This window comes from Ureibacillus massiliensis 4400831 = CIP 108448 = CCUG 49529 (assembly GCF_000772965.1).
Taxonomy (GTDB): Bacteria; Bacillota; Bacilli; order Bacillales_A; family Planococcaceae; genus Ureibacillus; species Ureibacillus massiliensis.
Genome location: NZ_JPVQ01000014.1, coordinates 14780 through 28598 on the forward strand (window position 1 = coordinate 14780; position 13819 = coordinate 28598).

The 13819-nt window shown below is 36.6% G+C and carries 16 protein-coding genes; all 16 read right to left on the reverse strand.

Annotated features, from left to right (window positions below; translation table 11 throughout):
- Positions 1-130 precede the first annotated feature (130 nt).
- Entirely contained in the window at positions 131-388 is a 258-nt protein-coding gene (locus CD30_RS09180) for an HPr family phosphocarrier protein (protein WP_036175691.1), read from the reverse strand.
- A 96-nt stretch (positions 389-484) separates the two neighbouring features.
- Positions 485-1429: a DNA-binding protein WhiA gene (gene whiA / locus CD30_RS09185; RefSeq protein WP_036175694.1), complete on the reverse strand. Its 945-nt coding sequence runs from the start codon at positions 1427-1429 to the stop codon at positions 485-487.
- Positions 1430-1486: 57 nt separating this feature from the next.
- Positions 1487-2452, reverse strand: coding sequence for a gluconeogenesis factor YvcK family protein (locus CD30_RS09190; RefSeq protein ID WP_036175697.1), 966 nt, complete (start codon positions 2450-2452; stop codon positions 1487-1489).
- 4 nt (positions 2453-2456) lie between these two features.
- Positions 2457-3341 (reverse strand): RNase adapter RapZ, encoded by an 885-nt coding sequence (gene rapZ / locus CD30_RS09195; RefSeq protein ID WP_036175700.1) that lies wholly within the window; start codon positions 3339-3341, stop codon positions 2457-2459.
- A 16-nt stretch (positions 3342-3357) separates the two neighbouring features.
- Entirely contained in the window at positions 3358-3825 is a 468-nt protein-coding gene (locus CD30_RS09200) for an NUDIX domain-containing protein (RefSeq protein ID WP_036175704.1), read from the reverse strand.
- Between the two features lie 242 nt (positions 3826-4067).
- Positions 4068-5018 carry a thioredoxin-disulfide reductase gene (gene trxB, locus CD30_RS09205; RefSeq protein WP_036175707.1) on the reverse strand — a complete coding sequence of 317 codons (951 nt, stop codon included), beginning with the start codon at positions 5016-5018 and terminating at the stop codon, positions 4068-4070.
- A 74-nt stretch (positions 5019-5092) separates the two neighbouring features.
- Positions 5093-6619, reverse strand: a complete 1527-nt coding sequence (locus CD30_RS09210; protein ID WP_036175710.1) for a tetratricopeptide repeat protein — start codon at positions 6617-6619, stop codon at positions 5093-5095.
- A gap of 115 nt (positions 6620-6734) precedes the next feature.
- Positions 6735-7367, reverse strand: coding sequence for a bifunctional phosphoribosyl-AMP cyclohydrolase/phosphoribosyl-ATP diphosphatase HisIE (gene hisIE, locus CD30_RS09215; protein WP_036175713.1), 633 nt, complete (start codon positions 7365-7367; stop codon positions 6735-6737).
- Entirely contained in the window at positions 7367-8125 is a 759-nt protein-coding gene (gene hisF / locus CD30_RS09220; RefSeq protein ID WP_036175716.1) for an imidazole glycerol phosphate synthase subunit HisF, read from the reverse strand. Before hisF ends, hisIE begins: the two co-directional genes overlap by 1 nt.
- Positions 8119-8748, reverse strand: a complete 630-nt coding sequence (gene hisH / locus CD30_RS09225) for an imidazole glycerol phosphate synthase subunit HisH (protein ID WP_036175719.1) — start codon at positions 8746-8748, stop codon at positions 8119-8121. Before hisH ends, hisF begins: the two co-directional genes overlap by 7 nt.
- Positions 8745-9350, reverse strand: coding sequence for an imidazoleglycerol-phosphate dehydratase HisB (hisB, locus tag CD30_RS09230; RefSeq protein WP_036175722.1), 606 nt, complete (start codon positions 9348-9350; stop codon positions 8745-8747). The genes hisH and hisB overlap by 4 nt, the downstream gene beginning before the upstream one ends.
- A 3-nt stretch (positions 9351-9353) precedes the next feature.
- Positions 9354-10631, reverse strand: a complete 1278-nt coding sequence (hisD, locus tag CD30_RS09235; RefSeq protein WP_036175725.1) for a histidinol dehydrogenase — start codon at positions 10629-10631, stop codon at positions 9354-9356.
- A 15-nt stretch (positions 10632-10646) separates the two neighbouring features.
- Positions 10647-11270: an ATP phosphoribosyltransferase gene (gene hisG / locus CD30_RS09240; RefSeq protein ID WP_036175728.1), complete on the reverse strand. Its 624-nt coding sequence runs from the start codon at positions 11268-11270 to the stop codon at positions 10647-10649.
- The gene (locus CD30_RS09245) at positions 11267-12433 is read right to left on the reverse strand and encodes an ATP phosphoribosyltransferase regulatory subunit (RefSeq protein WP_036175731.1); all 1167 of its coding nucleotides are present in this window, start codon (positions 12431-12433) and stop codon (positions 11267-11269) included. Before CD30_RS09245 ends, hisG begins: the two co-directional genes overlap by 4 nt.
- Before the next feature lie 185 nt (positions 12434-12618).
- Entirely contained in the window at positions 12619-13152 is a 534-nt protein-coding gene (locus CD30_RS09250; protein ID WP_036175733.1) for an acyltransferase, read from the reverse strand.
- A gap of 7 nt (positions 13153-13159) precedes the next feature.
- Positions 13160-13792 (reverse strand): pyrophosphatase PpaX, encoded by a 633-nt coding sequence (ppaX, locus tag CD30_RS09255; RefSeq protein ID WP_036175734.1) that lies wholly within the window; start codon positions 13790-13792, stop codon positions 13160-13162.
- Between the last annotated feature and the right edge of the window lie 27 nt (positions 13793-13819).

The window sequence follows — 13819 nt, forward strand, 5'->3', positions numbered from 1 at the left end:
TATTTAAAAATCTGCTATTCCTTTTATAAAGCGAATAGCAGATTTTTTGTCTTCTAAACATATAAAAACGCTCGCATTTCCTGGCCAAAAATGCCATTGAGTTGCGAGCGTTTACATCTTGGGTTATTGATTACTCTTGCTTTTCGATGATTTTAGAAAGTCCTTCGATAGCTTCATTCTCATCATTGCCGTCAGCAATTAGGGTAATTGTTGTGCCTCTTGCAATGGCTAAGCTCATAATTCCCATAATAGATTTAGCATTTACTTTCTTTTCATCTTTTTGAAGGTATACCTCTGATTTATATCGATTTGCTTCCTGTACAAATAAGGCCGCTTGTCTAGCTTGTAAACCTGTTTTCAACTTAACTTCTAAATTGGTTTCAACCATTTAATATACTCCCTTTCACAACCGTTCATCAATATATATTTTTATCTTATCGAAATTACCAAAAAAGAACAATAATGTTCTCCTTATTTTTTCAATTTAGTTTACTTGTTCACCGCGTCGAAGCGCTTCGGCAATCTCATCAATTTTTCTTAGCCTGTGATTGACACCGGATTTGCTTACTGTTCCTGTCGATACCATTTCCCCAAGCTCTTTTAATGTGACATCTTGGTATTCAACTCGTAATCTTGCAATTTCTCGAAGCTTTTCAGGTAACTGGTCCAATCCAATGGCATTTTCAATAAATCGAATATTTTCCACCTGTCTAATAGCTGCACCAATTGTTTTATTTAAATTGGCTGTTTCACAATTGACTATACGATTTACACTATTACGCATATCTCTTACAATTCGAACATCCTCAAACTTTAACATCGCTTGGAATCCACCAACTATTCCTAAGAAATCAGATATTTTCTCTGCTTCTTTTAAGTATGTGACAAATCCTTTTTTTCGTTCAATTGTTTTAGCGTTTAATTTAAACGTGTTCATTAGCTCTGCCAACGCATCGCCGTGTTCTTTATATAGTGAGTAGATTTCAAGATGATATGATGAGGTTTCAGGGTTATTAACTGAGCCACCTGCTAAAAATGCACCACGCAAATATGCACGCTTTTCATTCTTATTACGAATAAGTGTTTTCGAGATAGAATGATTGAACTGAAAATCTTCAGAGACAATCTCAAGATCCTTTAGTAAATCGCGTGCACCCTCACGAACCCGACAGATGTATACATTATTTTTCTTCAGTCGCATTTTTTTACGAACTAATAATTCGACATTATATCCATAAAGTTTTTTTATAATCGTATAGAGTCTACGGGCAATCGCTGCATTTTCCGTTTGTACATCTAAACTAAGTTGCCTATTTGCAAATGATATAGAGCCGTTCATACGGATTAATGCGGATACTTCCGCTTTTAAACAGCTATCATTTGCTTCAATTTGGGTTAGTTCCTTCTTTGTTTCTGATGCAAATGACATCCATTATAACCCCCCTTTCAAACTATGTATGAAAATTATAATATCACATACTTAGTACTAAATAACATATTTAGGTGCATAATCACTTAACCATTGTGCAACTCTCGTTGATTCATGACGAACTACACCTGATTGTATAATGGCGATATCCTTTTTAATGACTTCTAATCCCATCATTTCCAGTTTATGAACATCCACAGATACTGGTTCTGCATTCTCTTCTTTATAATTTTCCTTAATCGGTGAAGGTAATTCAAAGTTATTAACTAAAATCGAATCCAGGCAAGGCTTTCCTACATGATCATAAATTGCTTGAACATGATCACAGGCATTGTATTTAAGTGTTTCACCTTTTTGAGTCATTAAATTACAAATATAAATCTTCCGCCCTTTTGCTTTAACGACTGCCTCGCCAATTTCATTTACTAATAAATTCGGAATAATGCTTGTATATAAACTTCCTGGTCCGATTAAAATAATATCAGCTGTTTGAATTGCTCGTATCGCCTCAGGAAGCGGTTTCACATGTTTTGGTTCTAAAAAGACTCTTTTAATAGGCAAATGGGAGCTTGGAATTTTTGATTCGCCTACAATAAAGGAGCCATCTATTAATTCAGCATTTAACGTAATTTTTTTATTTGCTGCTGGTATCACTTTTCCATGCACATTTAGTACTTTACTCATTTCAGCAATCGCGTGGCTAAAGTCTCCTGTTATATCCGTTAGAGCTGTAAGCATTAGGTTTCCTAACGAATGTCCGCCAAGATCTACTGAATGAGCGAAGCGATATTGGAACATTTGTTCAACTAATGGTTCTGCATGAGAAAGAGCTGCGATGACATTTCGAATATCACCTGGTGGCGGAATATCGTAGTCATCACGAAGGCGTCCGGAAGATCCTCCATCATCCGCAACAGTCACGATTGCTGTTATATCAAAGGGATATTTTTTTAATCCGCGCAATAATGTGGATAATCCAGTTCCACCTCCGATCACTACGATACTCGTTTTCTTTTTCTTCATTACTTCAATCCTTTCTGCGGTCTATATCTCTATGGGTGATTACAGTTTGATAGCTTTGTTTAAATAGTTTTCCGTAATATTCTGCTAATGTGACTGAACGATGCTGTCCTCCAGTACATCCAAATGCAATGACTAATTGCGACTTTCCTTCATGTATATACTGAGGAATCATAAAGCTAAATAAATCCGTTAGTTTTTCAATTAATATTTTCGTTTCATCTGTTGCTAATACATATGATGATACTTCTTCTTGTAATCCTGTTTTATAACGTAACTCTTCTACATAATATGGATTTTTTAAAAATCTGACATCAAATACTAAATCGGCATCAATAGGTATGCCATTTTTATAGCCAAAAGACATCACGTTTAGTGAAAATTGTGGACCAGCTAAGCTGGAAAACTCATTTGCAATACGTTCTCTTAGTTCTCTTGGCTTCGTGGAAGATGTATTATAAACATAAGTTGCTCGTCCTCTTAGTTCAGAAAGGAGCATTCTTTCCTTTTTTATGCCATCAAGAGGCAATCCATTCGGTTCAAGAGGATGCGATCTTCGTGTTTCTTTATAACGTCGAACAAGTGTCTCATCATCTGCATCTAAAAATAAAACGCGTGTGACAAGATCTTCTACTTTTTCTAACTTATCAAGAGCATCGATTAAAGAGTCAAAAAACTCTCCACCGCGCATATCCATTACAGCAGCAACACGAGTAATTTTTCTCTCCGACTCTTTCATAAGTGCTAAAAACGTTGTTAATAATTCGGGTGGTAAGTTATCAATACAGTAATAACCTAAATCCTCAAAGCTTTGAACTGCTACTGTCTTTCCTGCCCCACTCATCCCAGTGATAATGACAATTTCATGTGTAAAGCGATCACTTCTACCCATGATCAACATCTCCTTTTTAATGTTCGTTCGACGTTTGGATTCTTTTACTTAGCAATTCAAAATCTTCTGTGTATTCAAAGGTGCCATATTGAATTCCTTCATTTAATGCAGCAAATAGTAAATTCGTGCGATCACCTTCAGCCATTGGTAAAGAGTGAAGGCTTTCTATCGAATGCCATGCTAATTTCCCTTCCCTTGTTTGTTCGAAAGGAGTTCCCTCTATTCCGTGAGAAACAAAAGTGTATAGCATCCATTCATCGACTACTTCATCATTCTCTTTAATGACCATCGTAAAAATTCCCTTTAAATGGACATTTTTTGGTGTAGCGTTCGTCTCCTCATGAAACTCTCGTATAGCAGCTTCATAGATGGACTCGCCACTTTCCATTTTTCCCCCTGGGGCTACAAACCAACCTCTTCTTGGTTTTTGAAGAAGCAGAACTTTTCCATCCTGTACTGCTAATAAATTTGCAATTCTCTGCATAACAACACCTCTAATCTACCTACGACTTAAACTATTTCTATTATAACTGCATTAATCCATTGGTTACATAATAATATGATTTATTTACGAAATAAAAACAAATTCAAAAAAAAGGTTGTTTCCAAATTGTTTCGGAAACAACCAAATCTAAATCACACAAAAAGGGGGATAACGTTTATAAGACCATTATAGCCCTTTAATATTTCAAAGAAGTTACATTCAAGTTAAAACCTTATTAAAAATCAGCTTTGAATGCTAAATTTTTCTTTTAATTCTTCTACATAGTGTTGTGCTGTTTGTGCAGCAATACTACCATCACCTGTAGCTGTAACAATTTGTCGTAACATTTTATCACGGACGTCACCAGCAGCAAAAATACCTTTCACACTTGTTTCCATTTTTTCATTCGTTACAACATATCCATGTTCATTTAGAATACCTAAACTTTTAAATGGCGCTGTAAGTGGTACCATACCGATATAAATGAAGACACCATCTGCTTGAACAACCTGTTCAGAGCCGTCAACAGTATTGATTAATGTTACGCTACCAACTTTTCCGTCTTTTTCATTAATTTCTTTCACCGTATGATTCCAAATGAAATCAACTTTTTCATTTGCAAATGCACGATCTTGTAGTATTTTTTGTGCACGTAATTTATCTCGTCTATGAACGATTGTAACTTTGTCAGCAAAACGTGTTAAATAAACGCCCTCTTCAACCGCTGAGTCACCACCGCCGACAACAATTAAATTCTTTTGTTTGAAGAATGCACCATCACAAACTGCACAGTAACTAACGCCGCGACCACCAAGTTCTTTTTCACCAGGTATGCCCATTTTTTTATATTCTGCCCCTGTTGAAATAATGATCGAACGAGTTTTATATTCTTTTGAACCTGCTTTTATCACCTTATATTCGTCGCCATCAATGATTTCAGCAACATCGCCATAAACATATTCAGCACCGAATTTTTTTGCATGTTCAAACATTTTTGTTGATAATTCAGGTCCTAAAATCGTTTCAAAGCCTGGGTAATTTTCAACTTCTTCTGTATTAGCCATTTGTCCGCCAGGGATTCCACGCTCAATCATAATAGTTGATAAATTAGCTCGTGATGCATAAACAGCTGCTGTCATACCAGCTGGGCCAGCTCCGATAATTACTACGTCATAAATTTTTTCTTCAGCCACAATAAGTTCCTCCTCACGCGAACCTTACTTTATTTAATCGTAGTGCAACTTTCACCTGACTTCAAATATATTGCTTACTTAGAGTCAAAGGGTAAGTATTCGATTAAATCTTCTACATATTTTGTCAATGTTGCAACAGATATATTATATTTCGCCGCATATTCCTTTTTCGTAACACGATTACTGTTAATCGTTGAGTAAAACATAAACTCAACTGCTGCCGCTAAAGCTTTTATATTTTTAAATTCATAGGAATTTTCTAATGCTCTTTCACATAAAACAAACCACATTTGATACAAATATTGAATTTCTGGAGTAATGCTTCCGCTTTTTTCATAAAGCTGTTCTGCAACTTCCATTGCTCTTACGAAGAATTTTTCAATTTTATTGTCTTTGTTAAATTTGTGGTTTAGTGCATAAGCCAACGAAAGCTTTTCTAAACCATTATATTTAGTAAGATCAACCCAAGTTGGGTGTGCAATGATTTCTTGCTTATGGGCAGACTTGCTTAATAAGAAGAAACCAAACATACGATGTGCACTATATTTACTTGTGATTTTTTCGATAATCACATCTCGATTTTGTTCAAGGGCGTTAGTTTCAACACTTTTACTTATATGCCGCCACGGTTCTAACCCCTTTTTGGAAGGGTCCATTTCAACTAATGTTTTCCAAGCATTTTCAGCTATCTCTTCATGACCACTAAAATAGGCTGATTGTGCTAACCAAAAATAAAAACCAGTATCACCCTCAAAACCACGTTTATTCATGCTACGTAACCAGTTAAAGGCTAATTCATGCTCACCTATTAAAGATAGTGTTGCACCTAATTTATAACGATTTTCCCAATCAAATGGATTGATTTTTTTTAGCAGTTTAACTAAATCTGCTAATTGCTCTTCTTCCTTTTCGTAATAAGCGATGACAGCTAAATTACAGATTGCATGAAGGTTGCCATGATTTTCTCGTAAGACATGGTTTAAAAGAGCCTTTGCTTGATCGATTTCTCCTGTATAGAAATAAGCCAGGGCTAAATTGTTATAAGCAGGCCAAAGATCCGGGAATGTTTCGATTAGTTGCTCTAACACTTCAATAGCTTCTTTAAATTGGCTATTTTCCATTAAACGTCGAGCCTTTTCCTGAGCAACAAATTTTTCACCATCTTCTTCGTCTATTGGTTCAAATTCTTCTTCGAACTCTACAAAGTCAAGAATTTCATTTGCTTCAAAGGCATAAAGTCCATCAGGCTCCATCTGTAAGTACATCTCTGCATATTTTCTTGCATCAGACACGATTCCCATACAACCAGAAACTTCCGCTAAGAAAAATACGAACTCTGATTCGCTTGGTTCTAAGCTATGTGCGGTATGGATATGTTCATAAGCACTTTCGAAATTTTCTGCATCCATTTCCATTATGCCAAACTGCATCAGTATATGGGCATCATCTGGGCTTAGCTCTGCAGCTCGTTTCATGTATTTATAAGCTTTTGCCATTTGATCTTGTTCTATAGCTTTTAGTGCTTTTTTAAAGTAATAATCACCATTTGGAATAAACGAAACGATATTATTCTCTTGCTTTTTTCTACGTTGATTTTCCAAATTGATTCCTCCAAAACATTTTCGTATAACACGAAAGAAGGAACGTAAAAATACGTTCCTTTAAAATCCTTAATATTATAACATAATTAAATGATTCTTCATTATATCAGATGTGTTATTTTTTTGTACTTGCACGCTTTTCTTCATGACGCGTTTTTAGCACTGCTAATACGTCATACACACTAATTTTTTGTTCTTGTAGTAGTACAAGTAAGTGATAAATTAAATCTGCTGCTTCCCATGTTACTTCTTGTGCATCGCGATTTTTTGCACCAATTACTACTTCTGTCGCTTCCTCTCCGACCTTTTTACAAATTTTATCGATTCCTTTTTCGAATAAATATGTAGTATAGGCACCTTCAGGCATATCAGCTTCTCGTTTACGGATGATCTCTACTAATTGAGGGATGATATCAACAGAGCCTACAGATTCTTTTTCAACAACTTGTTCTGTAAAGCAAGATGTAGTCCCATTATGGCAAGCAGGGCCAGCTGGAATTACTTCTACCACTAAAGCATCTTGATCACAGTCTGCTTTAATTGAAACAACCTTTTGTATATTACCACTTGTTGCTCCTTTATGCCACAATTCTTGACGAGAGCGTGAGTAAAACCAAGTTTCACCTGTTTCAATCGTTTTTTGTAATGATTCTTCATTCATATATGCAACAGTTAATACTTCTTTTGATTGTGCATCCTGTACGACTGCTGTTATTAAACCTTTTTCGTCAAATTTTAAACCGTCCATTATCTTACATAAACTCCTTTATCCCGTAGATAGCCTTTAACTTCTGCTACACTCGTTTCTTTGTAGTGGAAAATCGATGCTGCTAGAGCTGCATCTGCATCAACATCTTGTAAAACCTCTAAAAAGTGTTCTGCATTACCTGCCCCTCCACTTGCAATTACTGGTACAGTTACTGCCTCTCGAACTGCTTTCGTAAGTCCTAAGTCGAATCCACTTTTTTCGCCGTCTTGGTTCATACTAGTTAGCAAAATTTCACCAGCACCTAATCGTACTGCCTCTTTTGCCCAATCTACTGCTTTCCATTCTGTTTTATTGCGACCACCGTGGGTATATACCATCCACGTTCCATCTTCTTCACTGTATCTTGCATCAATCGCCACAACAATACATTGAGCACCGAAGAAATCCGAGCCTTCTTTTATAAGCTCTGGTCTTAATAATGCTGACGTATTCACTGACACTTTGTCAGCACCTGCACGAAGAATGCGTTTCATGTCATCGAGCGTTCGAATTCCTCCACCAACCGTAAAGGGAATCGCTAATGCTGAAGCCGTTTTTCTAACCACATCGACCATTGTTTCTCGCCCTTCGTGGGATGCGGAAATATCTAAAAATACTAATTCATCTGCACCTTGTTCATCATAAAATTTGGCCAGTTCTACAGGATCTCCTGCGTCTCGTAATTCAACGAATTGAATGCCTTTTACAACGCGCCCTTCTTTCACATCTAAACAAGGAATAATTCTTTTTGTTAACATGCAGACACCTCCACACCACGTAGCCATTGCTCTAGCAAATACATGCCAAACTTACCTGATTTTTCTGGATGGAACTGCATACCTGTAAAACTTCCACTTTTCATTATCCCTGGAACTTTCACACCTTCATAATCAGCATACGCCACTAGTTCATCTTGTGCAAACTCTGTTGCATAAAAGGAATGTACAAAGTAAACGAATCTTTCCTCAGGCATTGAATTTTCAACTAGCCATTCTGGAACTGAAGTAAATTGAAGCTCATTCCACCCCATATGTGGAATACGTGATACACCTTCAAATCGTTTAACATGTCCTTTGAAAACGCCAATACCTGCTGTCAATTCGATTTCATCGCTTTTTTCAAAGAGCAGCTGCATTCCTAAGCAAATTCCTAACAGTGGTTTGTTTCGTTTTTTTTGCTCTACTATAAATTCATTTAGTTTTGTTTCATTTAATCGTTTCATCGCATCTGGAAAAGCACCTACACCCGGTAAAATTAATGCGTCACAAGCTTCTAGCACTTGAAAATCAGAAGAAATAACTGGTTCACAGTTTAGACGTTTCAATGCTTGTTCTACACTAAATAAATTGCCCATTCCATAATCAATTACGCCAATTTTCATGTTAACAATCCTTTCGTTGAAGGCACACCTTTTACACGTGGGTCAATTTGTACTGCATCATCAATACTTCTAGCTAGTGCCTTAAAGATCGCTTCAATAATATGATGTGTATTATGACCGTATGGAACAAGTACATGAACATTCATACGTGCTTCTAATGCAAATTTCCATAAAAATTCATGGACAAGCTCTGTATCAAAGGTTCCGACTTTTTCAGTTAATGTAGGAGTAACACGGTATTCCAAATGGGGACGATTTGAGCAATCGATGACTACTTGTGCTAGTGCATCATCCATTGGAACAAAGGCATTTCCATATCGTTTAATCCCTTTTTTATCTCCTAGCGCTTCTCGGATTACTTGACCTAATACGATTCCGATATCCTCTGTTGTATGGTGGTCATCAATATGAGTGTCGCCGTGAGCAAGTATCTTACCATCAAAAAGACCATGTTTAATGAAAAGGTCTAACATATGGTCCATAAAAGGAACCCCTGTATTAACCTCTGCTTTTCCTTCGCCATCTAAGTCTAATTCAACACTGATTTTCGTTTCGTTTGTCATGCGCTCGATTTTTGCAACTCTTCTTTTTAATTCGCTCATTTTTTACTCTCCTTTAGACCAACCACGAGATTCTACTGCACGAGCATGACCTTCAAGACCTTCCATTCTTGCAAGTCGAGCAATTTTAGGTGCATTTTGTTCCCATGTTTTTTCGCTATAATAAACAACATTTGTTCTTTTTATAAAGTCATCTACATTTAAGCCACTTGCAAACCTTGCTGTACTATTTGTCGGTAAGACATGATTTGTACCTGCAAAATAATCTCCAACCGGTTCTGAGCTATATCGACCGATAAATACAGCACCCGCGTGGCGAATTTTTTCAGAAATATCGACTGCATCTTTTGTAATCACTTCTAAATGCTCAGGTGCTAACGAGTTTACTGCTTCAATTGCACGATCTATATTTTCAGCAATATAAATTTGACCAAAGTTTTCAATGGATTTTCGAGCTATCTCTTCTCGCGGAAGTCCTGTAAGCTGTTTTTCAACTTCTTCTTTTACTTCTTTGGCTAGTCTTTCACTTGTTGTGATTAACACAGCACATGCTAATGGATCGTGTTCTGCTTGAGATAATAAATCTGCCGCCACTTCATCAGCAAAAGCTGAATCATCAGCTAATACACAAATTTCACTTGGACCAGCAATCATGTCAATGGCTACTTCCCCAAATACTTCACGTTTGGCAAGGGCTACAAAGATGTTACCTGGTCCTGTTATTTTATCAACTGGTGCAATCGTTTCTGTACCGTAGGCAAGGGCTGCTATTGCCTGCGCACCACCGACTTTATAAATTTCTGAGATTCCTAGAATTGAAGCAGAAACTAAGACTGCTGATGGAAGCAAACCATCCCTTCCAGCAGGAGATGTGATGACAATTCGTTCAACGCCCGCCACTTGTGCAGGGATTACATTCATTAGAACGGAAGATGGATATGCAGCAGAACCACCTGGTACATATAAACCAACTGCATCGAGTGGAATAATTCGTTGTGACAGCCAAGAGCCATCCGCTAAAGGAAGCTTATAGCCGTCTCGTTTTTGCGCTTCATGATAATAACGAATATTTTCAGCTGCCTCTACTAAATCTTGTTTTAATTGTGGATCGAAGCCTGCAACAGCCTCATCAATTTCTTCTTGTGAAACACGAAAATCACTAAGTGAAATACCATCCCACATCTCACTATATTTTCGAACAGCCTCATCGCCATTGTCGCGAACATCTTGCAAAACTTGGCGAACAGTTTTTAACTGCTCTTCATTGCCACCTTCTAGTTGTCTTTTTAATGATATAGCATCAGTTAGCTTTGTAATTTTCACAAGTACTCCTTCTCTCTAATTAACTAGTTTTTTTAATCGGGATACGATTTCTTGGATACGGGCACTTTTCATTCGATAACTTACTGGATTTGCAATTAATCGAGAAGAAACGTCGGTTATATGTTCATATTCAACAAGTCCATTTTCCTTTAACGTTCTACCTGTTGATACGATATCAACGATGCGATCAGCCAATCCAATCATCGGTGCAAGCTCGATTGAACCGTTTAATTCAATAATCTCTACTTGTTCGCCAATTTCTTTATAATAATTCATCGCAATATTCGGATATTTTGTTGCAATACGTGGTGCAATTTCGTTCATCGTTGTATTCGGTAATCCTGCAGAAGCGATGTAGCATTGACTTATTTTCAAATCTAATAATTCATGAACATTTCTTTTAAGCTCTAGTAATGTATCTTTCCCTGCTATGCCGATATCCGCTACCCCGTGTTCAACATATACGGGTACATCCATTGGTTTTGCTAATATAAAACGAATTTTTTCTTCAGGAATTTCAATCATTAGTTTGCGGGACATTTCCACTTCCTCAGGCAAGTTAAATCCTGAATCAATCAACATTTGGTATGCTTCCTCAAAAATTCGTCCTTTCGGCATTGCAATTGTTAATTCTGTCATTGCTCAACATCCTCCTGGCTTACATAAACAACTTCATCAAATAATTTGATAAATGCTTGTTCGTCTAAAAGTCCTTCCTTCGCTTGTAATGTTACAAGTTTACCTTCAGTTCGTAATGAATTAGCAATCCCTAATGCTTTTGTAAACTGTGCATTTTCAAAAATAACAAGAGATGTTTGTTCTTCTTTTTGTAGTGCAGGGAGTATTTCAAGTAAGCGGTCAACACGAAGCCCAAAGCCTGTAGCCCCAACATCGTTACCAAAGCGTTGCAATAGTCCATCATAACGTCCGCCATTACCAAGAGGGAAGCCACTTCCTTCTGCAAACACTTCAAAAAGCATTCCTGTATAGTAGTTCATGTGACTAGAAAGCGTGAAATCGAATGAAACATACTCAGATAAATCAGCAGCCTCCATAATTTCAGCCAGCTGTCTCATATATAAAAGAGCATCATTTTTGGATACATACTTTTCAATTTGCTGTATTGATTCAATATTTGTAGCCTCGTTTATAAACTCTAATAATGCATTTGATTTTGTTTTAGGTAAATCAAAAGCTACAACTGCTTCCTCAAAGCCAACATAGTTTCGCTCTACTAATAGTGAGCGTAGTTTATTTGCTTGCTCTTCACTCTCTGTATAATCTCTTAAAATGCAGTTTAAAACACCTGCATGCCCGATTGTTACTTTAAAAGAATGAATACCATAATTTTGAAGAAGTTTAATAGCCGTAATTATTACTTCCGAATCTGCAAAAACTGTCTTATCTCCAATAATTTCAACACCCATTTGGTCAAATTCTGCCGGGCGCCCTCCTTCTGTTTGCTGTGCTCTAAAAACATTTGCGAAGTAAGCTAAACGTAAAGGAATTTTTTCTTTTAATAATTTTGACGTCGCAACACGTGCAATTGGCGTAGTCATATCTGGTCGTAAAACAAGAGTATTTCCTTGCGTATCCACTAATTTAAATAATGAAGCGTCATATATAGCGGATGCTTTACCAACAGTATCGTAATATTCTAATGTCGGCGTTTTGATAAAATCAAAGCCACGTGCACGAAGAAATTTACGTCCAATTTGTTGCATAGCCTCCATCTTTTCATATGTAATCGGGAACGTATCTCGCATCCCTATTGGTTTTTCAAACATTTTAATCGATGACATTTTTCCACTTCCCACCAATTTTACTTTAGTATGCTAGAGTGTTAGAGAACTAGTTTATGAAAGTATTGTATCTAATTATGATTATTTCGTCAATTCATTTATTCACTTTTACAGGTTTAACTACTTTTAGAGCTATAAAACAATAAAACCCACTATTTAGAAAATAGTGAGTTTTTACTTTGCACTCATGCATTCTGCCATATTGGAACATCGTTCTTTTTTCGTTCTGCCATTTCTTCTGCTGTATAAATAATACGCATTGGATTCCCACCGCACATCGATCCAGCTGGCACATCTTTATGAACTAATGTTGCAGCAGATACAATCGCTCCATCACCAATTTCCACACCAGGTAATATCGTTGAATTTGCACCTATCATGACATTACTGCCTATGTTTACATCTCCTAACCGATATTCATCAATTAAATATTCATGTGCTAATATCGTTGTATTAAACCCGATAATAGTGTTATCTCCAATTGAAATGCGCTCTGGAAACATTGAATCTGGCATAACCATTAAAGCTAACGATGTTTTTTGACCGATTTTCATTTTTAAACAGCTACGATAAATCCAATTTTTCCAACTCATAAATGGTGTAATACGTCCAATTTGGATGAAAATAAAACATTTCATCACTTTCCAAAAGGAAACGGTTCTATATACATGCCATAATGAGTTAGCCCCTTCTACTTTGTATCGTTCCGTTCTCCTCATAAACTAATTACCCCTTCACAATCGACAATAAATCAGACATATGATAAAGAATATAATCTGGATTAAATTGTTTTAAAAACGCTTCACCTTTTAATGACCATGAAACACCAGCAGTTTTTACTCCTGCATTTTTCCCTGCTTCGATATCATGGTAATTGTCTCCAATCATCATCACTTCACCTTTATCGACCCCTAATTTTTCGATTGCTAGCAACACAGGTTCCGGGTCTGGCTTAACATTTGTGACATCTTCAATACCGATCCAAAACTCAAAGAAATGGCGGGCTCCCATAATATCTAATCCGCGCTCAATCGTATCACGCCTTTTTGTTGAAACGATGGCTAGTCGAATTCCTTGAGACTTTAATTGTTCTAATGTCTCAATTACACCTTCATACTCTGTCACTAATTCATCGTGGTGCTCATGATTCCAAGTGCGATATTTTAAAATCATATCCTCCACTTCATCAGGTGCAATCTCCTCAAAGGTTTCTTTTAAGGATGGTCCTATAAATTGAATACAATCTTCTGGCTTGTACATCCCAGGAAATCTTTCCTCTAAGACGTGCATAAATGTTTGAATGATTAAGTCATTCGTATTCAGCAATGTACCATCGAAATCAAAAAGTATAGCTTTCATTATTTCTTAACTCCTTTGTTAACCAAA